This window comes from Rhizobium acidisoli (assembly GCF_002531755.2).
Classification (GTDB): Bacteria; Pseudomonadota; Alphaproteobacteria; order Rhizobiales; family Rhizobiaceae; genus Rhizobium; species Rhizobium acidisoli.
This window is the reverse complement of sequence record NZ_CP034999.1, coordinates 129,825-153,851: the sequence shown is the minus strand read 5'-3', so window position 1 is coordinate 153,851 and position 24,027 is coordinate 129,825. Positions and strand designations below refer to the sequence as shown.

The window sequence follows — 24,027 nt, the reverse complement described above, 5'->3', positions numbered from 1 at the left end:
TCTATCACTATTGAGATTTCGGCCATGGACATCACCGACTCCGGAGTGAAGATCCGCCACCTTCAAATATTGCGGGAGGTCATGCGCGCCGGCTCGGAAAGGCTTGCAGCGCAGATGTTGCGAATAACCCAGCCGGCGGTCAGCCAGAACATCAAGCAGCTAGAGGAGACTGTCGGCTTCGCGCTCTTCCGCCGGGAAAACAACAGGTTGATACCAACCGTCAAGGCATGGGAATTTCTACGCACAATCGATGCGGCGTTCGCCGGACTTGATCGGATTGGGCCCTCAATCGACTTCCTGCGGAACAATGATACTCGAATGATCGGCATCGCAGCGCCAAGTGCTTTCTCCTTTGCTACTTTGCCGAAGGTGGTCAAAGGGATCCGGGAGAGGAGCCGCTCTTACGCTGTCCAGGTGAAAGCAGGAACGTATCAGCAGATCGCAGATCACGTGTTAAGCGGCCGCTCGGATCTTGGCATCTCCCGATTGCCTCTTGACGAGCGCATCCTTGATTGGATGCCGGTCGGCTCGGCCACCAACGTATGTCTTTTTCCGGCCAACCATCGATTTGCGGCACAGCAGCTTGTCACTGCGGAAGATCTTGCTAGTGAGGCGATCATCGACATCGACCCGCAATTTGCCTCTCACCAAATGAGCGTCAATGCCCTTCGATATATGGGAACCCCTCCTGACATCGCCGTGGAATATGACGCCAATGGCCACGACATTGGCTATGTCATGGCAGGGATCGGCGTTTCGATTACGAACGAGATCATCGCGAGAGAATATGCTGACTTCGGCGTCGCGTTCCGCCGATTTCAGCCAGGGGCAATATATCACTACGTCGTCATCTGGCAAAAAGATCGAAAGCTGAGTGATGGCCTGAGATTTGCGCTGGAAGAGATAGTCGCGGCTTTGACAGATCGGGCTGCTTGACGATTGCATCGAGGTATGACCCTCGCAATGGAGAACAGATATTGCGAGTCAGGCTGAACTGCGAATTATGCGCGAAAACGCTAGAGCGGGATGATTTTAGGTGGAATCGCGATTGGGATTCCCTCTGTTTACTTCTGCGGCGTCGCCCCGGCCGCTGCGAGCCTAAGCCTGCGCAGCCGTCGGTCTTCTCCTCGCGGCGGCGACGTTCCTCGTCTGCTGCTTCTTGCGCGATCGTGTTGGTGCGCTCGAGCGCACGCTGGCCGACGGTCAAGGTTCGTTTGATCCTTGATACCTATCGGAGCGACCGGTGTCCGTCATCACATACCATTCACACCCCGTATCGATGACCACGCCGCGACGATCCCCTCTGTCGAACGTGCGCAGTCGTCCGGGATCGACGGGTCGAGGGCCCCGTGTGCTCAGTGAGCCTTGATTGTGCCTGCCGTATGCGCCCCGCCGTTTTGGGCCAGGCGGTTGGGCAAATTTTAAGCATTGCAACTTAGCGTAGTTGCTCTGTTTAGGTCGCATCAGGGCAGGATATGCTGAGCGAGCAAGATATTGCCTACCTCCGGCGGCGCATTGGCGAGGTACTCCAGGATGGACGTGCAGCAGAATGGCAGCGACAGTTTCTAAGCGACATGCGCGAGAAGTTGGGCCGCTATGGGGTCCGGACAAAGGTGAGTGAAAAACAATTCGCGATACTGAAACGTCTCACGCACGAGCAGTCGCCGAAATTCGAAGTGATCTCTCAAGCCGGAACACTTCCACGTCAGCCGCGCCAAGAGCCTGTGAGCGAAATAAATTCACCACGGGCGCCGCTCCTTCGAACATCACGCCGACGCAATCCTTTCCCTCTCGGCAATCCGCTCCGCCCGAGAAATCCTTTCCGGAGCCGGAATCCCTTTCGCCCACGCTATCCTTTTCGCTCAGTCTCTGGTGCGGGGCGAGACAGCTTGCTGATTGTAATCGGATGCATCCTCGTCGTCGGCTTGATCGCCAGCTTTTTCGGCGGCAACGTCGGCAATATTCAGACTCCAAGTGAACCAAGTACCGTGACCAATGTGCCATCTCCGACTTCAAAAGGTAGAGCGAATTTCACGATCACCGACGGAGACACAATACGTTTGAACAATGGGACACGAGTGAGGTTAGTTGGCTTCAATACGCCGGAGAAGTTCGAGCCGATGTGTTCAAACGAGGCCAAGCTAGGGAACCGTGCCTCTGAGCGGCTGCGGGAACTGGTAGGCCACGCGGCGTCGACCAACGTTAGCTTGGTCGCGTGTTCGTGTAAGCCCGGCACCCAAGGGACCAAGAAATGCAATTACGGTCGGAGTTGCGGCAAGCTTGAGGTTGACGGTCGCGACGTCGGGCAAATCTTGATCAGTGAGGGCCTCGCCGTTCCCTTTGTATGCGGAGCGACCGGTTGCCCCCCAACTCCAAGGCCTTGGTGCGGGTAACTTTAATATGATTTCGCAAAAATATCGTTTTCAAAACGTTGGATTGTTCTGGACCCGCGCGACCAGCTGGCTCTGACAAATCACGGACGATCAGCGATAGTTCGGGTCTCCAGCGGGATTGCAGCATGAGGCCGGCAGTCAATACCAAAGGACATTACTGCGACTTCGCCGAATGCCGGTAATAGACATCCGCCAGAATGTGGTGGTCATGGCGGTAGACTTCGGCCATGATATTATAGAGGCTTGGATCGTGAGCCTCGAAATCTTCTGATGTGGCAATGGTGAGATTGCCTCGGCTGTAAGCCAAGTTCGTATTGAACCAAAATCGCGTGCCCTCGGCCCAATACTCATCGACGTTGTTCTCCATATAGGAACACGCCCAGAGGCCTTTCTCGTAGGCGTGCGAATAGGCACGTTCAACTCGTGCAACGAGATCAGGATCTACCGTGCGCAGCGCGTAGAAAATATTATGTGAGAATTCGTGAACAAGAATGTTCCCGCCGTAATACCGCGTGCCCGGCACGCCCATCAAATTCTCCACAGCTCCCGTAGTGTAGAGCCCGCCCATGCCGCGCGCCCTTTGTGCCCAGTAGTCTCGGGCAGTCATCTTGCCGATCGTGTTGGCGTAATCCCGCCGCTCGTCAGGGGTGAGACGTGGATCATCGGGAAGAGGCTTCTTCCAATCCCGCTGCTCGGGAATATCAGTCGTCGTCTCGTCAATTGCCATGACGCCCACCCGCGCTCCAGCCTGGATTAAAGCATCGCGGACATCACGGCGTTCTGACAACATGTAGAGGACAATGTCACGTGAGATCAATAGTGCCGTGTCTGGAACCTTGTTAGACGAAATAATAGGTATGCCCGCTGCGTCAGCATATTTGGCATAAAATGGATCCAGATTGAGTGATGTCGGTGGGCTGCGAACTATGAAAGTCTCGAAACTCGATACATCAGCCGCGGACAATGGCGAGTCAGATAAAACATTCTCAGCGCCGCCGAGTCTGCCTGCGGATGCAGCAAGAAGGTACCCACCGCACAACACGATCCCCATCGAGCATACGTCAATCATCGTGACCTCTCGTTAACGGCTGTCTTTCGTGAGACGACGCAACAACCGTGCCAGTCACTAAGTAGAATGCCGACGGGTACTTTGTCGAGTACTATCTTGCCGAGCGTTCGCGGGAAAGGTCATATTCCGAAGGGAAGCCGGATTATGACGTTTGGCTGCAGGCAACACGCTTCTCCACGCTGGAAGTTGCATTACTGTCCGATCAGCGCCCTGCGATTATAGCGACCCATGCGCCGTTTTCCGGACAGTCCGGTGGCAATTTTCATTTTCAAGAGAACCCCACATGGGCTTCTCATCCTGACCAACGCTAACGTCCGGCGAGCTGTCGAAACCTTCGGACGAGCAGTTATGTGGCTGGCCGGGCACGTTCATTGGAACCCGTGCCATGTAATTCGAGGGATGCGGCACGTAACGCTTCAGTCAGTTAGCTAAACATTTCCAACTCATCCTGCTCGCGCATTGAGTTATGCGATATCGATATCTATATCGATGACGAAATTGTCATAGATATACATGGCAACGATCCGCTGAAAGTCGTTAGTCCGGGCGTGTCGAACATAGTTTAAAAGGCCTGCCCGTTGTCGATTACAAGTCCATTGCAGTAGATACCAGAAGAGGGTTTCGGTAGGGCTGGTGCTTTCCCTTTTTGAACAGCCGGCGGCATCAGGCGCGGCTTCACCACTACGGTTAAGACACGTTTCCGGTCAAGGATGCACTTTAAGGGCCCGGTGGACTGGTCGCACTTGGTGTTGCAGTCACGCCGCCAGTGACATGTGGCGCAGCCACGGAAAACGGCGGCGGATCGCCTTGAGGACATGGGGTGCGCCGTCGCGATCCTGTATGTCGGCAGCATGGATGAACACGAAGATCAGAAATCCAAGCGTATCGGTGACAATCTGACGCTTGCGGCCCTTAATCTTCTTGCATCATAGCCGGATATTCCGCCGCTTTCCGTGGTCTTGACGCTTTGGCTGTCGATAATCCCCGCCGTCGGTTGCGCCTCCCGTCCCTCGATTTCCCGCGCCGCCATCACCAGAAGCTGGTTGATGCTCTGCCACAGTCCGATCGCGCGCCAAGCATAAAAATAACCGCGCACTGTCGAAACCGGCGGAAAATCGCCCGGCAGCATGCGCCATTGGCAGCCGCTCGAGGCGATATAGAGGATCGCCTCCACGACCGAGCGCATATTCGTCGTCCGACGCCGCCCGACACGACGCGCTGGCGGGATCAGCGGTTTGATCAACGCCCATTCCCGGTCCTTCAAATCACTTGGAAAACGAAGTACGTCTCGGTCATGCCCACGGCGAGCGATAGCAGTCCAGCTCATCGAAACCTCATTTGATTTAGCACCAATAGGAATCACAACTGCCTGTTATCGCTCAACTTCTTTTAAATCGGGCTCTAAGGCGTGAATTCGCAAACGTTCAGGCCAAAGTGAAATGACGCACAATCCACCGGGTCAGTAAAGCAATCGAGCGCGTATCGTTCCCGGAATCTGGCGAATCTCATCAAGGATGTCATCCGCTCTCTGGCCAATGCTCTCGGCCTCAATCACCACATAACCCATCTCGCCGTAGGTCTGCAGGAATTCGCCGACGATATTCAGTCCGCGGGACGAAAAAATCATATTCAAACTGTTCAAGATGCCAGGGCGATTTTCATGAACATGGATGAAACGTGTGCCGTTCGGTCGCGGAGGCAGTTGAACCTGGGGAAAATTGACCGCGCCCAGCGTCGAACCGACGTCCGAATATTCGACGAGCTTCCTTGAGACTTCCCCTCCGATGCGCTCCTGGGCTTCTTCGGTTGAGCCGCCAATATGTGGCGTCAGAATTACATTGTCCAAACCCTGTAGCGGCGTCTTGAAAAGTTCTTTATTGGATGCCGGCTCTTTCGGGAACACGTCCACAGCCGCGCCTGCGAGATGCCCTTCTTTCAAAACCGTCGCAAGCGCCTCAAGATCGACCACGGTCCCGCGGGAATTGTTGATAAAAACGGCTCCCTTTTTCATTCGGCGCAGTTCAGCCTCAGTGATCATGTTTCGCGTTGCACTGGTCTCTGGAACATGCATCGTCACATAATCTGAGATTTCGAGCAGTGCCCCGAGCGTCGCCATCGATTCTGTATTGCCGTGGCGAAGCTTGTCCGAGGGATCGAAATAGCGCACGTTCATGCCCATACTTTCCGCAAGAACGCCAAGCTGCGAACCGATATTGCCATAGCCAACGATGCCCAGCGTTTTCCCGCGCACCTCACGACTGCCGACGGCAGATTTTTCCCATCCGCCTTCATGAGCCGAAGCCGAACGCGGGAAGATCCGCCTGGTCAGCATGATGATCTCACCGATCACAAGCTCGGCGACCGAGCGCGTATTTGAATAGGGAGCGTTGAACACGGGTATCCCGCGTCGGCGGGCCGCATCCAGATCGACCTGATTTGTCCCCACAGAAAAACAGCCGACGGCCATGAGCTTCTTAGCCGATCTGAAGATTTCCTCTGTCAGATACGTGCGTGAGCGAATTCCTACAATATGTGCTTCGGCTATATGACTTTTAAGATCCTTGTCATCCAGAGCCTTCGGCAGATGCGTGAGATTGACGTAGCCTGATGACGAAAAGTAGTCCACCGCGCTCTGACTGATCCCTTCAAGCAGAAGTACGGAAATCCGGTCGCGCGGACGCGAAAGAGGTCGGGACATTGGTTTGCTCTCGATTTTTGGAATTCATTAATATACCGACAATGTGACTGAATCCTGTTGCCCTGTCTGTGAGCTTTTGTGGACTCATCTAGCAAATGATATAGATCTTTGGGCAATGCGGAACTGTCCGCTGGCGAGCCATATGTTCTACCGCCGAAGTCGGTTATGATGTGCAGTTGTCCGTGGATCTGGCATAGACAAAGCGCCGTAGATCTGGCCGTCGCCGCTATTGTGATGTCCCTCGGCTCCTCGTTCTCAATACGTGAGTTCCGGGACAAGGTGGCGACAAACAACTTTCGCTGTTGCTGAGGATCAGGATACGATACCGCCAGCTGCGACCAATGCTTCCATTGTGTCGACATCGTGCAATGCTGAGGGACCGATATCGACTTCTACGACCGGCAGATTGGAGCCTCGGATAATATTTCGTGCTCCAAGGTCGCCCTTAAGATTGGCGACCTCGCCCAAGAGAGACCTGGGAAGGATCACGGGATTCCCGCGAACGCTCCCGCAGGTCGCGACAATAATCGGTCGACAACGATGAGCAAAGAAAGCCTCAATAAGCGAGTTTATGTCAGCTGTTGAAACCCACGGCATGTCGGCCAGCATGACCAGCGCTCCTTGCGCCGATCGCACGTATGTCGCCACCTACGGACTTGGTTTCACCGGCGAGTTCGTCGCTCTGATTAATGCAACGTCTAGGTTGGTTGACCTTCCTCCCCAAGAGCGCGAGCGCCAGCGGTGCTGCAGGTCTTCCCAGACGGAGCCCCACCGGCGCCTTGAGGCTAAGGCGTGAGCGTCAGTGCCAGTTGCCGCGGGTGTTTAATGCGGTCACGCCGCACCTGATGACAAGATTATTGTGTGAGTACCTGCAGACCTTCTTTCTGGCTTATCGCCTGCGATCGGATCGCCGTTTCTTATGGGTCCGAAGCTTTCAATATTAGACCTGATGCCTTATCTATAGTGTGAACCATCATCAATTCGGCCTCGTCCGATGAACAATTTTATAAAGCTGCCCATGAACATTGCGTCCTCACCCGATGTTGAAAAACCCCTGTTAATGCAGCGGCAATCATCGGTTCGTCGGACCATGGAAATTGTTTTCGAGACCTGGAACTTCTTGATTCTTCGAGAAGCCTATTTCGGTGTGCGTCGGTTCGACAAATTTCAGGAGCGTTTGGGAATTCCACGGCAAACGCTTTCGTCCCGACTCTCGAGCCTTGTGGCAAATGAGATCCTCAGCACCGGAAAGCGGCCCAACGAGCCGGGGCAACAGTATTTTCTAACCCTCCGAGGTAAAGATCTTTTTCCGACGATGCTTTCGCTCACGGAGTTCGGCGACAAGTGGTTGACAGGGGGCAACGAAGCCCCGCTACAGTTGATTCTAAAGAAGTTGCGCCTCGCGACGGACCGGGCGCGGGGTATGCTCCGGTCGAGACGCGCCCGACATCTCGCAGAAGCTCAGATTCGACACTTTTGGAAAGAGTGCGGCCATGCTCCGTCGCGCGGACGCTCGCGATCATTGGCGATCGTTGGAGCTTCCTCATTCTGAGAGAAGGCTGGTTCGGTGTTCGCCGCTTCGAGGAAATGCGGGAGAATCTCGGCATTGCGACCAACATTCTCGCGGACCGTCTCGCCCGGCTCGTACAGGCAGGGGTATTGCGCAAAGTTCCCTATAATGCGGGCGAACGCTTCGAGTATCGCTTTACGGAAATCGGCCTCGATCTGTACAAGCCCATGCTCGTCATGATGGCTTGGGGAGACAGGTGGCTCTCAGATGGCAAGCCACCGATGCGGCTTCGGCATAAGGCCTGCGGGCAGGATTTTTCCGCCATTGTGGTCTGCTCCGAGTGCAAGAAGCCCATCTCCTCCAAGGACACCGACTATATCCTGAGGTACCCATTTGACCTTTGAAGGGTCTCTTGTCCCAAAGGGGTTTCCAAAAAACGCGATGTTCGGGGTCAATCCGGCGCATCGGGGAACAGTCTCTTATGGCGAAGCATCTGGAAAATGCGCTCTGGAGTAACTGGCAGCGTTCTACCGACACGCCGAGGTGAGAAAGCGCGTCCGAGACGGCGCTTGCGATCGCCGCCGGCGCGCCGATCGTGCCGCCTTCGCCCATGCCGCGAAAGCCGCCGATATTATTCGGCAGATTTGCTTCGGTATGGACGATACCGCCAGCTCGGCCTCGATCAGTTCGTCGAAGGCCTGACTGGTCGCGGAAAGATCTTTCAGTCGATCGCTGATGAACTTGATCGGCCGCTTCAGCTTTCGTGCCAGCGCACAGACAAGGATTTCTTCGCCGTAGAGCGAGCCCTTGCCGCCGAAGCTGCCTCCCACATCGGGGGCGACGACGCGCATGCGTGTTTCCTGGGAGGCCGAGGCAGCCCGAAAGCACATCGCGGATCACGCCCGGAATATTGGAGGACGTGTAGCGTGAGCGATTGTTTCCGGCTCTCCCATTCGGCGAGATAGGACCGGTTCTCCATGGCAGCCGCGGTCTTCCGCGTCATCCGGAACTTGCCTTTCACGGTGACCGCTGCATCCTTGGAACGCCGCGTCGACGTCGCCACGCTTGAACTCGCGGCGGATGATCGTGTTGGTGCCTGCCTCCTCATGCAGGAGGGGTGCATCGTCCTTGACCGCATTGATAGCGAAGGGCAGTGGCTCGTACTTGATACTGATATGTTCAAGCGCGTCTTCCGCCGCGTACCGGCTTTCCGCCACAATGGCGACGACCGGCTCGCCTACATATCGAACCTTCCCGCGTGCAAGTGGCCATAGGGGGGTGGCGTAATAACCAGGCATACGCGAGGTCGGTATGGCAGGTTTGATCTCTCCTTCCAGGTCGCTCGCGTCATAGATCGCGACGACGCCGGGCACCGAGAACGCATCGCCGACATCGATGTTCAAGATTCGGGCATGTGGCTGGTCGGAGCGTCGCAGTGCGATATGCAACATACGGGCCGGCGCCATGTCATCGACATACTGACCAACACCCGTCAGCAGACGTGGATCTTCGGTGCGCTTGACCCGCTTGCGACAAGTTTGGGCCGCAGCTGGACGGAGTGGTCCTGCTGGCTCATTCGTAGAACTCCACATCCTTTCGCAACCCTTGCCACTGCGCGTCGTCGTGGCCGGAAATGATGGTAGCTCCCCGCTCCCGAAGAGCTTTCAGGCAAGCGAGTGCCTCTGCGGCCAGCTCGTTGTTCCAAGTATTTCTTGGAGCGATACCGGTGTCGACGTTCGCCTGGAGCGGCGCAGCATCTGAAGCGAGTATAAATGAACCATCTTTTTCCAGCTCGACACGGGCGACGGTCATTCCGGGGGTATGACCCGGCATCGGCAGTAAGACGATGCGCCCGTCGTCAAAGACGTCATGCTCCGCATTGAAGGTCTGGAAACCCTGGGGCTGGTCCCATTCTCCTCGAAGATAGCCTTGATTTTCTGCATCGCTTGCCGTGGCGGCCTGCGCCTCCGCTTCGTGGCAGAGGATCGTTGCGCGCCGAAAGTACGAGTTGCAGCCGCAATGATCGGGATGGAGATGTGAACAGATCACAACATCTATGTCCTCGGGATCTAGACCAAGAGTCTTCAACTGATGAACGACCGTCCGCTCTGGTGAAAAGATCGGAGTCATAACCTTGCTTAACCCGCCCCATCGCGCGCCTGGATCGATGGCGGCCTCCGGACTGCATCCGCTGTCGAACAGCGCGTTGCCTTGGGGATGGCGCACCAGGGTGGCGTGAACCGGCAACTCGATCGCTTCTTCCTTCGGTGCCCCGGGGACGTAGATGGACCGGCGCATACGGAGCCGGCCGCCTTCAAGAAAATGCATCTTCATCTCAGAGGTCCTCTCTCCCTAGCCAGTTCGCGGACGGCATTGACGATGTTTTCATATCCCGTACAGCGACAGATGTTCCCCGACAGCGCTTCCCTGATCTTCTCATCGGTTTCCAGCGGATGGTGGCGAAGAAGGTCGATGATCGCCACGATGAAACCGGGCGTACAAAATCCGCATTGCAGGCCATGATGCTGGCGGAACGCTTCTTGGATTCGTCCGAGTTTATCGACGCTTCCCTGGCCTTCGATGGTTTCGATTTCGCTCCCGTCGCCTGCACTGCAAGCGTCAGACAGGAGCGTGCGCTCCTTCCATCGAGAATGACGGTGCAGGCACCGCAAACGCCATGTTCGCACCCGACATGGGTTCCGGTCAGGCAAAGGTCCTGGCGCAGGAAGTCGCTCAGCAGCGTTCGTGCTTCGATCGTGCGCGTCATATACGCTCCGTTGACGCTAACGGTGATCGTCTTCTCACTCATCTCGCTTGAAGCCTTTCGTGGTTCGCGCGGCTCCAGGCGGCGCGAAGGGCCCGTTTGGCAAGGACGCCTGAGAGATGCCTGCGGTAATCTGCAGAGGCATGGATATCCGTGCTGGGCGTGAGGATTCCAGCCAGGCGATCCGCCACCGTATCGAGAACCGGCTCGGAAACATCCGTCCCCTCGATGATGCCCTCGATCTCTTCAAGCCGCAGCGGGGTTTCACCAACGCCCATCATGCCAACGCGAACGTCAGACGCCCTGATAGGAATGTCAAGCAATGCGATTTCGCCACTCGAGGGCGGCAACACCCAACCGTCAGGTGAGGAGATGGCATCGTAAACTAACGGAAATTCGATTTCGATGTCCGATCACGGGCTATGACACACCGTGATCCGCTTTACCGTCGCATCGCTTTCCCGCCGAGGTGATCGCTCATGCCGTTCGGCTGTATTTCCGCTTTCCTCTCAGCCTACGGATGGTCGAGGACATGCTGGCAGCCCGCGGGATCATTGTCTCGCATCAAACGATCCGACCGTGGGCGGAGAAGTTCGGCCGAGCCTTCGCCAACGACATACGCCGTCGTTCGGTCGGAGCGCTTGGTGACAACGCGCGGCGCCCAAAATCCCGCGGCCCTGCTCGGATGGATACGATCTCTCTGAGCAGTTCGAGGTTCTCGCCGGTCATGGTGGCGACGTCTTCGATCGTGCAGATATGCATCGAACGAGCCATCAGGCGGCCTTTTGCGCAGTGGAGACCGTCGGGAGCATATTCCACGGCAACAGGTCTTCAAGCCTATCTACCGGTGAATCTTTGATCTGGGTTAGGACGTCCGTGAGGTAGCTCTCGGGGTTGCGGCCATGCAGTTTGTCCGTTTTAATGATGGTCAAGATATTAGCGTTGCGCTATCCCGTTCGTAATTTGCATGGTGTAAGTCTTCACTCCCGATGCTCGTTCTCGGGCCGCGCCGCGCAAGGCGCGGCCCGTCTTTCGGGTTTCTCAACCCGGTAAATTGCTACTCGGATTGATTGATTATTACGAGATTATATGCAACCTTCGGTACGATCGCCGACGGTCGGCGCACATCAGGAGGAAAAACCATGATCCGTACTACTGCAGTTGCAGCACTTGTGTTTGCTGTAGCAACCTCAGCTCTTGCTTTCGATGCAAGCAACTTCAAGGATTTTTCAAGCATCGCATCGGCTTCCAGCAGTTGGCAGAACCGGTCCGGCTCGACGATGATCATTCAAGTCGACTCGTTCGGAAATGTCTCCGGCCAATATGTAAACAGAGCACAGGGCACCGGATGCCAGAACTCGCCCTATCCGCTAACAGGAAGGGTAAACGGGACGTTCATCGCATTTTCGGTCGGCTGGAACAATTCGACGGAAAACTGCAATTCCGCAACCGGATGGACCGGCTACGCACAGGTCAACGGCAACAACACTGAGATAGTTACGAGCTGGAACCTCGCTTACGAAGGCGGCTCCGGACCGGCCATTGAGCAAGGACAAGACACTTTCCAGTACGTGCCGACGACTGAGAACAAAAGCCTCTTGAAGGACTAATCTCCTCTGCCCTGCCGGCGCTGGCCCGTCGGAGATTGTGGAGCAAGAATTCATCGAATAAGGCCAAAGGCTTAGACGAAGCTGCTTTCCCTGCCGAATAAAAGCGCCGCGTGCTCGTCCGCGCGGCGCAAATCCTATTTGATGAGTTTAATGCGGCCAAAACGGCAAGCTTTCCGGACAAAAGTGAGCATCCGAGGATGCGCCGCCTTGAGCGCGTGGGATGAATCTGTCGTTTTGTCGCTATGGACAGGCATATGGACAGTTTTCGGACACCGGTGAGCCGGCTTGAAATCATCGACCCAGGGCGTCGGCGGCGCTTTACCGCCGCGGCCAAGCTCAAAATTCTCGAGGAAGGCTTTTCTGGCGATGGTCGCCAGGTTTCCGCGACGGCGCAGAAGCATGGGGTTTCCCGCGCACAACTGTACCGCTGGCGGCAGTTGGCGCAGGCCGGCAATCTTGGCAGCAATCGGATCGAGGGCTTCGTGCCCGCGCTGATCACACCGGACGTGCCTACGCCCGTGTCGGCTCCATCGACTCCGGTAGTGGGTAGCCGTCGCATGGAGGTGCGGAGCGCAAACGGCCGGCGCGTCCTTGTCGACAGACGTCGACGTCGATGCGCTGCTGCGAATCCTGCGCGGGCTGGAGACACTGCGATGATCCCGATCCCGACACGGCAAGAGTGGCCATCCGACTATCAAGCGGGGCTATCTTGCGATTGATCCCGTCATCCGACGCGACAAATCGCTGAAGCGGGCTTTCACTTGGAGCGGCGAACGGGACCCTGAACACGCGAAGGATACGATCATTCTTACTTTTTCATCTCGACGATTATGGCGAACCATCTCAGGTGACATGCCGAACGGCTTTCCATAGGACCATGTATATTCCTAGTGTCAAAGGCAGTTCGATAAATATGCTTACGCCACTGACCTAGGGGGGCAACGGTTCTGGCACGGCGAGAGTTGCCGAGGCTAGCGTCCGGCTGGTTGCTATGGCGTTCACGGTTTAGGCCACGAAGATCGCATAATGATTCAAGCGTAATTGCGGCACATGTTTTCCGCCTCCGCTCAGGAATCTTTGAGGGGAGAGAGGAAATCAAGATCAATTTGCTGGCTGGTAAACCACTCGCGAGCGCTAATGGAGTCCGGTGTCACGACCCTAAAAAGCGGAACGGCGCGCTCAAATTCTTCCGGCCAATTGAACTTCGAAGACGCTGCGACGGAGTCGAGTTCTTCTTTATCTCCGTTGTCGTAGCCTCGAGCCGTGCTTCTTCGTCAAGCACCGCAAGAAACTGGATCTCAGCCCCTCTTGTATTGAAATCAGGAGATGCTGAGACTCGAATGCAACGAAGCGATCTGTAAACTCGCCCAGAATCAGAATTCCTTTTATGCTTGTCCTTCGATTGGTTGCGGATCGCAATTAAGGGTCCATCAATCCAGGGCGTCGGGAAATGCGAAGCGGCCGTACCGACTCCAAGGTCTGAGCGAACGTGCAGCGTGTTTCATCGCTATTGAAGCCTATGGCGCGTCTCATGCCTGCAAGGGCCTTCTTTTGGACGGCACAGAGTTTCGTCAGGTCAACAACGAGGTTCTCCCCGGCGAGTTCTCAAGTTGGGCCGCAGCGGGCGTCGTGCCTTTGGCAACGGCCTGCATCAAGCCCAGCTTGGCTTTGACTAATGGTGCAACAGCAACAAGATCGCGTCCTTCAGCGAAGTTCACGATATCGCATGTTTGAGTCAGAACCACCCAGCCCTCGACCCTGGCCACGTCCATGGAACCATGTTCATTTACGAACATGGTCGGGAACTCGCGCGCGTCGAGAGTGTAGTCTCCCTGACGCCACGATCTGAGTATGTCCTTTCGTCTTCTAAAAGGCTAACGCAAAAGCGCATGATCTGCAGGGAGTGCGACACGACGGTAGCGGGTCAGATGCCGACCCTGCCGATCGAACGCGGCAAGCCCGGACCGGGATTGCTCGCCCATATCATGGTCGCCAAATTCGACGATCATATCCCTCTCTACCGCCTATCCGAGATGTACGACCGGCTGGGAATAGACATCTCTCGCTCTGTCATGGCGGACTGCGTTGACCTGTTGCGAGCTGAGACTGGATGAAGCTCGCGAACTCCTTCGCGGGATGCAGAAACTCTGCATGAATAACGAACACGAGTCTCTCTACATGGCGCTCTGCGGAGAGCTATCAGCGATCGAGCAGGACCATGAAAAGACTGTGCAGTACCACGAACGAGCATGGATCAAGCCCCGGGCGGTGACTGCGCCATGCACCGCAGAAATGGTGCATGCGATCGCCGTGAATAGGGCGCTCCTCGGAAACGCGGACAAAGCGGCAGCTTGGCTCGCCTTGGGGGAGCAGGCCGACTTCGTGCAACACTTTTGCGGCATTCGAATTACCTTGGTCAAGGCTTGGCTGGATATCCTCGCGGTAGACGGAATAGCCTCCGGTGTGAGATTTGTGGAGATCGAGGACGCCATCTTTAATATTCAGGCGCCTGAGTTGCAGATAGAGATGTTGGAACTCCTTGCACGTGCGGAGGTTAGGGGCATATATGCACCTGCGCGGATCAAGAGCTGGACGATTATTTCCGGTCGGTCAGACCATTGATGCTCTGCCCTAAGTTCGGATTGAGCCGTGTGAAACACGAGGCCACCCGACTCGACCTTGATGCGGGAGCGCGAGCCCGCCTGCTGCAACGGTCCACGTGGGCGAAGGATTGGGGGAACCGAGCAGTCGAGCGAAGAGATTGTTTCCGGAGGGATCCGCAATGAAAGCGCTGGTGACCGGATTCGACGCGTTTGCCGGGCTTCCGTTTAACCCATCCGAAGAGATTTTGAAAAGCCTAAGACGGCATCCCCCAAACGACCTGTTCGATCTGATCGAGTTTTCGGTCCTTCCAACTTCATACGCGGGAGTCGACAACTGGCTAGAGCGAAGCCTCGATCTCGCCCTGGACGCAGATCTAATCCTAATGCTTGGCCTGTCTGTGTCGACAGATAGGCTTAAGCTTGAGCGCTTTGCCATCAACGTAGCCGATTGTGGCGTAGCGGACAATCGCGGCGAGGTTCGCAGTGGAGTCGCGATTGTCGATGGCGGCCCCCGCGCATACGGGACCTCTGTCAATCTTGAACGTGTCGGAGCGCAGCTGGCGGTGGCTGGCATCCCCTATTGCGTGTCGAACAACGCGGGCGACTACGTCTGTAACTATATCTATTACCGCGTACTTAGACGCTTAGACGAAGTGGCGTCGACCGCGAAGGCCCTGTTTGTCCATATACCTTGGGCTTATCCCGTGACGATACAGGAGCATTTCGATTTGCCGCAACGGGACAGGCATCTAGCAGCCATCGGAAAATTACTGCTGGCATGCCGGATGTATCTAGATGAGTGCTGAACTGCACGGCTGTGGTTCGGCGTTGACGGATGACCCCCGTGGTTCACGTGGGAGGCGCAGGCGATCAGATCTTGGACCACCGCAACGGGAACTTGCACCCCGCGCATGGGCGGAGGCGGGACAACGGCAGGGAAAACTCGTCATCCATTTTGTGGCCAGCAGTGACCGACGCCCGCAGTTCCGACCGGGCAAACAGCGACGCACTTTCCCCGGTGGCCTTCACTGTCTGGATGAGACTATTTCCGGTCTTCCGGATGCGGAGGGTGAAGCCGCGGTCGAATAGTTTTCGATCTGCCGTATCGAAATATGTCGATGTTTGCTGAAGGATACTCGTCGGTTCGCCAAGCAGGCCGGAACCAATAGCGGCCTCGACAGCTTCGGGTGTGAGTTCCAGCTTCAGTTCGATCTCGGAAGCCAACATTTCCTCCTGCTCGTTCGCTTGATAACGCACCGGCCGCTCGGATGGTTCGTCTTCATGTTGTGCAACTAAATCTACGGTACAAGGATGCATCCCAGACCAACCGCTCCGCAGTACAAATTCGAACCCATCGACGCCAGGCCATGGCCGCGTGGGAAGCCGTAAGTGCACGGCCTGCCTGAAAAGCGCCGTGTCGGCTCACGTGGCCACATTTCAAAAAACGTGACAACGCCGCCTAGCCGCATACGCGTACTTTTACTGGATGATTACTAAGCTGAGGTCATTGGCCATCAGGTCTTATCCGGTTCGTTAGGATTATCAATATAGAAACCGCTGCCGTTTTCGCTCGCCACCCAGTCGATTGTGCTTCCATCAAGATAGTATGCAACGTCCGGCGAAACTGCCAGTTGCCGCCCCCCCGTGGAAATTACGATATCGCCATCTCCGGGCCTGTCGAAATAAAGTTCGTAAGCAAAGCCTGAATCGGCACCTCCGATGATGTCGATTCTTAGCGGCATGTCCTCCGGCAGGCCGGCTTTGACAGCAAATCCTTTAATCAACAGCCCAGTTTCAAAAGACAGCTTGAGACGTAAAGACGCCATGATTCGCGCTCCTAAGTGTGGCTTCGACATAGGCGCGTTTGGGCGCGCAATAGCTATCAACGTCGAAAAAGCCTTTCGCCTTATTCCAGGCAAACATTGCACTGCCGCCCTGGCAAAGTTCGTAGATCCAGCATTGCCGGCACTCAGGCATCAGAATGACGCGACTCTTGCAGGCGAGGAACGCGCTTTTCACCTTATCTGAGCTCCAGGCGACAGCGAGATTTCCGGGCAGGTAGCGGCCGAGCCTGAAAGGGTCTGCGTCGAGGTAGGCCGTGAAGAACAGCTCGCCATCGGGGGTCATCCGGAGGGTCCGGTCAATCGGTTCGGCGACTGACACACTGCCGAGAAGGCGCTCAGGGAAAAAGCGAAGGTTTGGCGCCTCGACTTCCGTCGTCCGCGGGCGCGCCATGACCGTGACCAAGTCTGCGATCAGCGCCTGCTTTTGCGATACCGTCGGCGCGAAGCCGTCTCCCTGTCGCTTGGCGCGGCCGCGGTTCTCAAGTAGGGAGATGTATACGCGTTTGATCGCGTGGCGCTCGGCCCAGTCGAACACAGCTTGGAGTTCGTTGCAATTGTGCTGCATTGGCGAAAAGCACAGGGTAATGCGGTGACCGAGGCGACGTGTGAGCAAACGCTCGATTGTTTCTGTTGTTGTAGCGAATGATCCCTTACCACGGATCGCGTCATGGGTTGTTGCGTTTGCCGCCTCGAGGCTAATATCGATGGCGATCGGGTTGTCTGTTAGGAAATCGAGATCCTTGTCGAGAAAACGCGTGCCGTTGGTGATGATCTCTGTGGCAAGGCCGGCTTTCAGCGCAGCCGAAAGGATGTCGCGCCAGCGTTCGTGCAATGTCGGCTCTCCACCGCTCAGCGTAAAACGGACGCCGCCCGTCTCCTTGAATTCCCCGATTGCGGCTTCGACCGTCTCATAGCTGAGCTGCCGCTGGCGACCATCACCGGCTTCGATATAGCAATGCGGGCAAGCGAGATTGCAGTTGCTCGTCACTTCAACGAAAAGGTGGCTTGGCAAAGGTACCGTCATTAACAAGGCGATCTTTCTTTCCGGCGGAGCGAATCACGCTTGATTTGCAGGACAGGCAATCTGACCGTACGGCTCGGTGTCTCCGATTGCCGCTCTTCGATACGCAAAGTGCCGGGATCCCTTTTGTTGCTCGGTCGGGGCGGTACATACCCGTTCGGATGCTTTCCGAAGCGCAGCCAAGGCGCGGATGGCGGGTCTTTTAGCTTTCCCGCCATAATCGCTTCGGTGAGTGCTTGGGCCTCCTCGAAAACCGCTCGACGAAGATAGTCGCGTTTAAAGTTCTTGGTAGAATAAGTGGGATTGCTCCAGCGGTAGTCTTCCCAGTCTTGCGTCTCAAGAGTTACCCCGTACTTCTCGAGCCCCAGATAAAGGGGCGTACCCGGGTAAGGCGTCGTGATCGAGAGGTAGGTGCCGGCGCCTTGTTCGCGCATTTCGCGCATCAGCTTTATCGTCGCCTCCATCGATTTGGGTGTATCGTCCGGATGGCCGACCTGAAACGTGAACATAGGCTGCATCCCAAGATTGAGAATAATGTCGGCAGCGCGGCGGACCTGATCAATTTTGATATGTTTCTTCATGTTGTCGATCACTCCAAGATCGGCAGATTCCACGCCCAGCTCAATGCGGTAGCAATTGCCAGAGGCGAGGTCCTGCATCAGCTGCGGGGTTACGTAGTCGACCCGCGAGACGCAATACCAGCCGACCGGCAGGCCAGATTCGCGAATCATCTGGGCGATTTTGCGCGCGCGGCCGCGATGTGTTGTGAATACGTTATCGACGAAATAAAAGTCGTTGACGCCCCATGTATTGTACATATGCTTAATCTCGCCAAATACGTTCTCAGGGCTCCGATACCTGTAGGCGTCCTCGAAGGTGGAGGCGACGCAAAAAATGCATTTCAGGGGGCAGCCGCGGCTCGACATAATGGTGCCGGGGCGCAGATACCGGTTTATCGAGAACAGGTCCCGCGCGGGATAGGGAAGCGCATCGAGCGTGCGCTCCCGTTCGCGCGTCGGCGTCTTGATCAGCGTTCCGTCTTCTTCGAGAAAGGCAATCCCGGCGATATTCTTGAGCTTGCCCTCGCCGCGCAGTTGCACGTTCGCGACTTCTACGGAGGAGTACTCGGCTTCGAAAATGAATACCACGTCAAAGCCTGCTCCGCGCAGTGCGTGCTCATACTCATAACTAACATGCGGTCCGCCTGCCCATGCAATTGTATCCGGGCACTGCACCTTCGCGAGTTTCAACAATTTCTGCGTGAGGTAGTAGTTCTGTGTCAGCAAATAAAAGCCCATGATTTTTGGCTGCGTGCGCCGTAAGAAGTCGATCATGTCTGGAACGGGATTGTGGCTCACAGCTAAATCAATCGCCTCGACTGTGTGGCCAGCGTTGCGTAGCATGGCGGCGAGATAGCCTATCCCAAGGGGCGGCGCCATTACAGAGTATTCGGAATGTTCCGCGGGCGATGGGGTCGGCGGGCTGATGAAGGCAAGATCGACCATACTCGGTACTCCCTTCTTAGCTTGGCGCTACCACGCCAAGGCATCTCTGACAGACTGGCTCGTTGAGAATGCCAGCGGCCATACAGTTTCGAGTTCGTGTCATACGAGTTCCGTTCCAGAGCGCCTCTATACTCTGCTTTGACAGGTCTCCAAGATTGACGGTATTTTCGTAATCAAGATTACAGAATGAGACTGAGCCATCTACAAATACGACCATCTGCTGAAACGGGCTGTTGTAGGGACATTGTCCAAATCGCGTCGGCCGGACCTTCCGCCCTTTAGGCAGAGTAACGTTGCCGAATGAGCAAGCTGTCTTGATCGTCAAATTGACGCCATACCCCAAGGGAATGCGGAAGCTCGGATCGAGGTGCGGCGACAGTGGATTCGCCATGTCGACCATCTGGAGCCGCGGCAAGCTACGGAATGAGACGTTTTGGTGGCGATGTATAGAACGATTGATTGCGAGCCAGCGCCTGAAGAGCCGCCATACATCTTGGGTAGATTGCACCAAGCCTTCGCCGCGTACGTTGTCGCCTTTCGACGACATATATTGGATGTCGACCGCAGTTTTGAAGCTGCCTGCTTCAGCCCGCTCACGGAGATAGGATTTCACCCGCTCGTGCTGGTCATTTAATGTGTCTTTCGTGCCGAGCTTGGCATAACCTAACTCAGTGGGGGTATTGACGCTCAGCGTCACCAGTTCCGGCGCAGCCTCAATCAGTTTGCCTATATTCTGCCTGTTGATCATCGTCACATTAGTGAAAACCGCCACAGCCAGTCCCGCTTCATGAGCGAGCTGCACCACCCTTTGCAAACGTGGATGCAGAACCGGCTCGCCCATGACATGCAGGAAGACCATAGGTCGGAACTGTACATAGGCTTCGCCCAGAGACTGAGCGGCGATGTAATCGGCAATTTTCCGAAATACGGTCTCCGCTAGAGCCAGGCTCATGTGCTGGCGGGGTCGCAGTAGGTCCTTGCTGGGACAGAAAGGGCATTTGAGATTGCAGATGTTGGTGATCTCGACATAGAACCATTGCGCTGGCGGGGTGAGCGTTTGTTGCCAATGGACGAACGCGCTCTCACCGCAGGTCACCGAGATCATCCGCCTGATGGCCGGCGAGACAGCACGGTTTTCGACGAACAGCGCCAGACTAGCTCCGGGTCGCGGCAGGCGGGCTCCTGTGAAATCCCGCGCTACCGGATTGGCTTGCGATCCGGTAAGTACGACGCTTGTATGGTCCAACGTCGACAAATCGATCCGCAGCTGCCCGATGCTGCCGCCGAGGCTAGGCTCAAACTCCCATTGCGCATAGATTTCGCCCTCGATGTCGCCGAGGCTGACTTGGAGAGCTAAGGGGCCTGCGGGCAGCGCAATCTCCGCTACCTCGTCCCATGTGATCCCACCGGTATCGCGTCGGCTTAGCGCCTGGATGGTCGCCGGTTGTAGCATATTTTTTCAGCTCTCTGGTTTTTGCGGTGATAGGTTTTCCTTTGAAATATCTTCAGGATAGAGGATGACGAGATCGCTTAGCGCTGCACTTAGCAGAAAATCTCCGATAACAAGGCGGAGCTCTTTTCTATCGGGGCTGCCGAGCTTCTCAGCAATGTCCGTTATGATGTCCGTCGTCTTGACCTTTCCCATTGCGCTCCAAAAGAGGCTAGCCGGGGGCCAAAGCGTATATTGCAAGCCCGAACGGCGGATATGCACGACGTCGTCTTCTTCGTAGTAAATGTCCGTCTTGCGTTGAGGCATCGTGATGTCGAGTTCCCGCAAAATGGCCTCTATTATGAATGGGGGCATCATTTCGGCCATGGTCATCAGACTATAAAAGGGGGAGGGGCCGACGGATCCCGTGTGCGGAATTGCGGCTGCATCGCCGAACGTACTGTTCGGAGTGACGGCGAACGCCCCACGCGGGGACATTGCCATGTTCGGAGTGACGGCGAACGCCCCACGCGGGGACATTGCCATGTTCGGAGTGACGGCGAACGCCCCACGCGGGGACATTGCCATGTTCGGAGTGACGGCGAACGCCCCACGCGGGGACATTGCCATGTTCGGAGTGACGGCGAACGCCCCACGCGGGGACATTGCCATGTTCGGAGTGACGGCGAACGCCCCACGCGGGGACATTGCCATGTTCGGAGTGACGGCGAACGCCCCACGCGGGGACATTGCCATGTTCGGAGTGACGGCGAACGCCCCACGCGGGGACATTGCCATGTTCGGAGTGACGGCGAACGCCCCACGCGGGGACATTGCCATGTTCGGAGTGACGGCGAACGCCCCACGCGGGGACATTGCCATGTTCGGAGTGACGGCGAACGCCCCACGCGGGGACATTGCCATGTTCGGAGTGACGGCGAACGCCCCACGCGGGGACATTGCCATATTGGGGCTTGCCGAAAAGCCCATCCGCGGGAATTGCGGGCTGCTACCGGTTGGTTCTGCCATAGGTCTTTCCTCTTTCCTAAGTTTTGGTGAAGGATGCAAACTCGAATGGCTTCGCACGACCGCGGCAAGCGCTTCCACTTGCACACGCGTACGCGCACCGACAATAACCATTTCAAATTCGGAGCGGTCAAAGGCGAAGCGTATGGCGAAGGAAAGGGTGCTTTCACCATCGCGTCGAAACTGCCTCCAATCTCGCCTGAAAGCCTCTACCCGACTGCGTAACGACAAAGGCCACGTAGCGCGCATATCGTCAGCGGGAAAGCGATGGCCGTCCGGGTAGCGATTCGTGAAAAGCCCATTCATAAGAACTTCCCGGGCCATCAGCCGTTTACCAGCCGCCGCCAGCCGCTCAATCAGGTCAGTTCCGTCTGCCGCGATGACGGGATTATATGGAAGTTGCACAACCTCAATCTCATCGAAGTCGAGCAGGGTCGCGGCATCTTCGTAGAAACGTACGGAGACGCCGAGTGCCTTGATGTCGCCGCTGCGTTTGTATTCCACAAGTGGGGCGAGAAGCTCAGCTCGTGAGAGTAGTTCCGGCGGGGGCGAATGAAGGAGAACCGTTGGAGGTGAATACGCCGAAAATCTGGTAAGAGACACGTCGAGCTGCCTGGCAATGGCCGAAGCGTTGTCCAGAAAGCATCCCGTCCCCGTATCCCATCCACACTTGGTCACGATGTTGAAATCGTAGCGATGCAGACTAGCCGTTTCGCTAAGCACGCGTTCGATCAGCCCATCGCCATATGCCGTTGCTGTATCGATCAGCTTGATGCCTAAATCGCCTGCCAGATCGAGTAGCACAGCGGCGTCACGCATTGTTGCTCCACCATAGCCTAGCATGCCGTCATTGCCCGACATTGGCCACGTTCCGAGGCCGATTTGCGAAAGCGTGTCAACACGGAGTAACTCTGTCTGGGCTTGCTTTACCACGTAGGCTCACTCCGAACGCGAGATTGAGCTATCATTTTGACTCCGCGTGATGAGCGGGTTCACGGGTCTCCGGATAGCCGAAGCATTATTCGTGCCAAAGAAAAACCCTCTTATAAATACAACGGGCTTGGCCGAAGCGGATATGTTGCATGCCAAACATTTGTCGGGCACCGGACATGGTCTGCATCAGCGCAACGCGGCTTCCGCTCGATTGAGGCGATCGACACCACCACGCCCAGGCCGCATGATGATGCACGTCAACTGAGTGACGGCGACCCCGGCTTAGTGCGTAAACCGCAGTCGCAGAAGAGGCAAAGCTGGCAGGTGAATAGCGCGACAGCACTCAAGCTTAGCAAAGACATCTTTAGGCCGGCTTTGGTGCATGGATCGTTCAGGAGCTTGAGTGTGAGCGCTACGAACAGCCCACCTTTCCTTTTGTGATCGAGGCCGGGAGATAAGCTCCTTTCACCGATAGGAGCGGAACGGGATGGTTGGAGATCGCGCTGATGCCATGCTTGAAGTCATGGATGAAGGCATGCATGAAGTCAGGCATGAGGGAAAATATCGTCGGATCGAGGTCATCAGCGGTCGCCGCCAGCGGCGGAATTGGACTGACGAGGAGAAGGCGCGCATCCTTGCGGAAAGCGCGGAACCTGATGTGAACATCTCGGCCGTTGCTCGGCGCTGGGGCGTCAATCGTGGTTTGCTGAATGTTTGGCGTCGGGATGCCGGGCTGACCTCGGGTCGCTCGGCCAAGGTCTGCACGCAGCAGGCGATGTTCGTGCCGGTTACGGTGGTTGGCGATCCAGCGGCCCACCAGGGCTCTTCATCGGATGCCGCCCACTTCGCCGCAGGTCGGATTGGCGCATCGGCCGCGAGGAAGCGGGCCTCGTGTTCGACGACGATGAGCTGTGAGGCGCCGATCGGAGGCGACTAGTCGCCTCCGATCTTTGCTTTGTGGTGGGGGAGCGTCTGGACCAGCACTCGACGGCGGTCAACCAGGAACATGATGTCGGAACGAAGTGAGGATGCCGCAATTCCACAGCCTTTGCCATGGCAGGAACGTGCGGCTTCCTGCGTGGGCGGCTCCTGCGTCAGAGTAACAACGCCGTCGACAAGGTCACCCTTGAGCGGCGCAGTGCCGGGCGGCCGGCTCTTGTTGCGGCAAAACGCCGTCTATACCTTCCGTCATAATGCGCTCCTGCCAACGTCAGACGCAGGTCTTCGACTTAGCCGTCGCCTCCATGATCGCGGCCGCTTCCGGGCCTTCGTCGCCGAATCAGATGATCTTCGCTCGCCAGACATGCTTTTGCGGCGAACTGCCTGCCGAGATGATTGCGTTCAGCCGAACCCGGTCGGCAGAGGAAACCTCAAATGTGATACCTGAGCGCATGCAAGATCGTCGCATATGCAGGCAAATGGGAATCCTCTTTGTCTCGATCAATCCAATAGCGTCCCGCAGGCTTCTAATAGCGCCATGACGCGTTGTTCCCTGCGGTTAAGGTGAGGAACGTTCTCATGTCCTTAAAAGCCTCCAGGCCGTCGGAAGATATGGGCCGGTTCAAAGGTAGGGCGCCACCGATCACGGCTCCGGCGGCTACCCCAGCCGTGCCGACCAGCGG

General features: G+C 56.5%; 21 protein-coding genes and 8 pseudogenes. 11 read left to right on the top strand and 18 right to left on the bottom strand.

Translation table 11 applies throughout. From position 1 onward, the window contains the following. Window positions 1–24 precede the first annotated feature (24 nt). Together CO657_RS23070 and CO657_RS38085 are read left to right on the top strand one after the other, a co-directional pair. Entirely contained in the window at window positions 25–936 is a 912-nt protein-coding gene (locus tag CO657_RS23070; protein WP_054185326.1) for a LysR family transcriptional regulator, read from the top strand. Window positions 937–1,475: 539 nt separating this feature from the next. After that, window positions 1,476–2,393: a thermonuclease family protein gene (locus tag CO657_RS38085; RefSeq protein WP_342585732.1), complete on the top strand. Its 918-nt coding sequence runs from the start codon at window positions 1,476–1,478 to the stop codon at window positions 2,391–2,393. A gap of 154 nt (window positions 2,394–2,547) precedes the next feature. On the opposite strand, the gene CO657_RS23060 is transcribed toward CO657_RS38085, so the two are convergent. The 4 genes and pseudogenes from CO657_RS23060 to CO657_RS23045 all read right to left on the bottom strand — a co-directional run bounded on the left by CO657_RS23060 (window position 2,548) and on the right by CO657_RS23045 (window position 6,796). After that, on the bottom strand, window positions 2,548–3,462 hold the full coding sequence (locus tag CO657_RS23060) for a hypothetical protein (protein WP_054185325.1): 915 nt from the start codon (window positions 3,460–3,462) through the stop codon (window positions 2,548–2,550). 770 nt (window positions 3,463–4,232) lie between these two features. Next, window positions 4,233–4,789 (bottom strand): annotated as a pseudogene (locus tag CO657_RS23055) (IS5 family transposase); the annotation flags it as partial. Between the two features lie 132 nt (window positions 4,790–4,921). Continuing rightward, window positions 4,922–6,160: a phosphoglycerate dehydrogenase gene (gene serA, locus CO657_RS23050; RefSeq protein ID WP_128715589.1), complete on the bottom strand. Its 1,239-nt coding sequence runs from the start codon at window positions 6,158–6,160 to the stop codon at window positions 4,922–4,924. Between the two features lie 312 nt (window positions 6,161–6,472). After that, window positions 6,473–6,796 carry a nucleotidyltransferase family protein gene (locus tag CO657_RS23045; protein WP_280950521.1) on the bottom strand — a complete coding sequence of 108 codons (324 nt, stop codon included), beginning with the start codon at window positions 6,794–6,796 and terminating at the stop codon, window positions 6,473–6,475. 382 nt (window positions 6,797–7,178) lie between these two features. Here CO657_RS23045 and CO657_RS37420 point away from each other — a divergent pair, with 382 nt between their 5' ends. Both CO657_RS37420 and CO657_RS37415 read left to right on the top strand, forming a co-directional pair. Beyond that, window positions 7,179–7,712 (top strand): winged helix-turn-helix transcriptional regulator, encoded by a 534-nt coding sequence (locus CO657_RS37420; protein ID WP_245293106.1) that lies wholly within the window; start codon window positions 7,179–7,181, stop codon window positions 7,710–7,712. Further along, complete coding sequence (locus tag CO657_RS37415) at window positions 7,646–8,074, top strand: winged helix-turn-helix transcriptional regulator (RefSeq protein ID WP_245293105.1); 429 nt, start codon at window positions 7,646–7,648, stop codon at window positions 8,072–8,074. Before CO657_RS37420 ends, CO657_RS37415 begins: the two co-directional genes overlap by 67 nt. A gap of 255 nt (window positions 8,075–8,329) precedes the next feature. On the opposite strand, the pseudogene CO657_RS37155 reads toward CO657_RS37415, so the two are convergent. The 4 genes and pseudogenes from CO657_RS37155 to CO657_RS23020 all read right to left on the bottom strand — a co-directional run. Beyond that, a pseudogene (locus CO657_RS37155) lies at window positions 8,330–9,246 on the bottom strand (xanthine dehydrogenase family protein molybdopterin-binding subunit); the annotation flags it as partial. Further along, window positions 9,243–10,004 (bottom strand): N-acyl homoserine lactonase family protein, encoded by a 762-nt coding sequence (locus CO657_RS23030; RefSeq protein WP_054186242.1) that lies wholly within the window; start codon window positions 10,002–10,004, stop codon window positions 9,243–9,245. The pseudogene CO657_RS37155 and the gene CO657_RS23030, both read right to left, overlap by 4 nt. Beyond that, window positions 10,001–10,479 (bottom strand): annotated as a pseudogene (locus CO657_RS37150) ((2Fe-2S)-binding protein). Before CO657_RS37150 ends, CO657_RS23030 begins: the two are co-directional and overlap by 4 nt. Continuing rightward, window positions 10,476–10,757, bottom strand: a complete 282-nt coding sequence (locus CO657_RS23020) for an FAD binding domain-containing protein (protein WP_245293104.1) — start codon at window positions 10,755–10,757, stop codon at window positions 10,476–10,478. Before CO657_RS23020 ends, CO657_RS37150 begins: the two are co-directional and overlap by 4 nt. A 99-nt stretch (window positions 10,758–10,856) precedes the next feature. On the opposite strand from CO657_RS23020, the pseudogene CO657_RS37410 reads away from it, so the two are divergent. Further along, window positions 10,857–11,065: pseudogene (locus CO657_RS37410) on the top strand (IS6 family transposase); the annotation flags it as partial. Between the two features lie 142 nt (window positions 11,066–11,207). Here CO657_RS37410 and CO657_RS23010 read toward each other — a convergent pair. Continuing rightward, a pseudogene (locus CO657_RS23010) lies at window positions 11,208–11,381 on the bottom strand (transposase domain-containing protein); the annotation flags it as partial. Between the two features lie 195 nt (window positions 11,382–11,576). Here CO657_RS23010 and CO657_RS23005 point away from each other — a divergent pair. Next, a complete protein-coding gene (locus tag CO657_RS23005) occupies window positions 11,577–12,044 on the top strand; it encodes an avidin/streptavidin family protein (protein ID WP_054186240.1) in 468 nt (155 codons plus the stop codon). Between the two features lie 134 nt (window positions 12,045–12,178). Here the strand turns inward: CO657_RS23005 and CO657_RS37405 are convergent, their stop codons facing one another. Continuing rightward, window positions 12,179–12,445: a hypothetical protein gene (locus CO657_RS37405; RefSeq protein ID WP_054186239.1), complete on the bottom strand. Its 267-nt coding sequence runs from the start codon at window positions 12,443–12,445 to the stop codon at window positions 12,179–12,181. Here CO657_RS37405 and tnpA (CO657_RS23000) point away from each other — a divergent pair. After that, a pseudogene (gene tnpA / locus CO657_RS23000) lies at window positions 12,335–12,701 on the top strand (IS66-like element accessory protein TnpA). The gene CO657_RS37405 and the pseudogene tnpA (CO657_RS23000) overlap by 111 nt on opposite strands. Window positions 12,702–13,615: 914 nt before the next feature. On the opposite strand, the gene CO657_RS22995 reads toward tnpA (CO657_RS23000), so the two are convergent. Then, window positions 13,616–13,840, bottom strand: a complete 225-nt coding sequence (locus CO657_RS22995) for a hypothetical protein (RefSeq protein WP_054186238.1) — start codon at window positions 13,838–13,840, stop codon at window positions 13,616–13,618. Between the two features lie 15 nt (window positions 13,841–13,855). On the opposite strand from CO657_RS22995, the pseudogene CO657_RS22990 reads away from it, so the two are divergent. The 3 genes and pseudogenes from CO657_RS22990 to CO657_RS22980 form a co-directional block, all read left to right on the top strand. Next, window positions 13,856–14,146: pseudogene (locus CO657_RS22990) on the top strand (IS66 family transposase); the annotation flags it as partial. Between the two features lie 49 nt (window positions 14,147–14,195). Then, entirely contained in the window at window positions 14,196–14,666 is a 471-nt protein-coding gene (locus tag CO657_RS22985) for a hypothetical protein (RefSeq protein WP_128715588.1), read from the top strand. A 160-nt stretch (window positions 14,667–14,826) separates the two neighbouring features. After that, window positions 14,827–15,453, top strand: coding sequence for a pyroglutamyl-peptidase I (locus CO657_RS22980; protein WP_007636071.1), 627 nt, complete (start codon window positions 14,827–14,829; stop codon window positions 15,451–15,453). A gap of 64 nt (window positions 15,454–15,517) precedes the next feature. On the opposite strand, the gene CO657_RS22975 is transcribed toward CO657_RS22980, so the two are convergent. From CO657_RS22975 to CO657_RS22950, 6 genes are all read right to left on the bottom strand, one after another. After that, window positions 15,518–15,904 carry a CYTH domain-containing protein gene (locus CO657_RS22975; protein ID WP_245487171.1) on the bottom strand — a complete coding sequence of 129 codons (387 nt, stop codon included), beginning with the start codon at window positions 15,902–15,904 and terminating at the stop codon, window positions 15,518–15,520. A 257-nt stretch (window positions 15,905–16,161) separates the two neighbouring features. After that, on the bottom strand, window positions 16,162–16,473 hold the full coding sequence (locus tag CO657_RS22970; protein ID WP_063856478.1) for a HesB/IscA family protein: 312 nt from the start codon (window positions 16,471–16,473) through the stop codon (window positions 16,162–16,164). Beyond that, window positions 16,442–17,515, bottom strand: coding sequence for a radical SAM protein (locus CO657_RS22965; RefSeq protein ID WP_054186233.1), 1,074 nt, complete (start codon window positions 17,513–17,515; stop codon window positions 16,442–16,444). The genes CO657_RS22970 and CO657_RS22965 overlap by 32 nt, the downstream gene beginning before the upstream one ends. Continuing rightward, on the bottom strand, window positions 17,515–19,017 hold the full coding sequence (locus CO657_RS22960; RefSeq protein ID WP_054186232.1) for a B12-binding domain-containing radical SAM protein: 1,503 nt from the start codon (window positions 19,015–19,017) through the stop codon (window positions 17,515–17,517). Before CO657_RS22960 ends, CO657_RS22965 begins: the two co-directional genes overlap by 1 nt. A gap of 16 nt (window positions 19,018–19,033) precedes the next feature. Then, window positions 19,034–20,470, bottom strand: coding sequence for a radical SAM/SPASM domain-containing protein (locus tag CO657_RS22955; protein WP_054186231.1), 1,437 nt, complete (start codon window positions 20,468–20,470; stop codon window positions 19,034–19,036). 6 nt (window positions 20,471–20,476) lie between these two features. Then, on the bottom strand, window positions 20,477–22,405 hold the full coding sequence (locus CO657_RS22950) for an aldo/keto reductase (RefSeq protein WP_425375996.1): 1,929 nt from the start codon (window positions 22,403–22,405) through the stop codon (window positions 20,477–20,479). 487 nt (window positions 22,406–22,892) lie between these two features. Here CO657_RS22950 and tnpA (CO657_RS22945) point away from each other — a divergent pair, with 487 nt between their 5' ends. Next, a complete protein-coding gene (gene tnpA / locus CO657_RS22945) occupies window positions 22,893–23,342 on the top strand; it encodes an IS66-like element accessory protein TnpA (protein WP_245293098.1) in 450 nt (149 codons plus the stop codon). A gap of 83 nt (window positions 23,343–23,425) precedes the next feature. On the opposite strand, the pseudogene CO657_RS22940 reads toward tnpA (CO657_RS22945), so the two are convergent. Continuing rightward, window positions 23,426–23,798: pseudogene (locus CO657_RS22940) on the bottom strand (IS630 family transposase); the annotation flags it as partial. Window positions 23,799–24,027 lie beyond the last annotated feature (229 nt).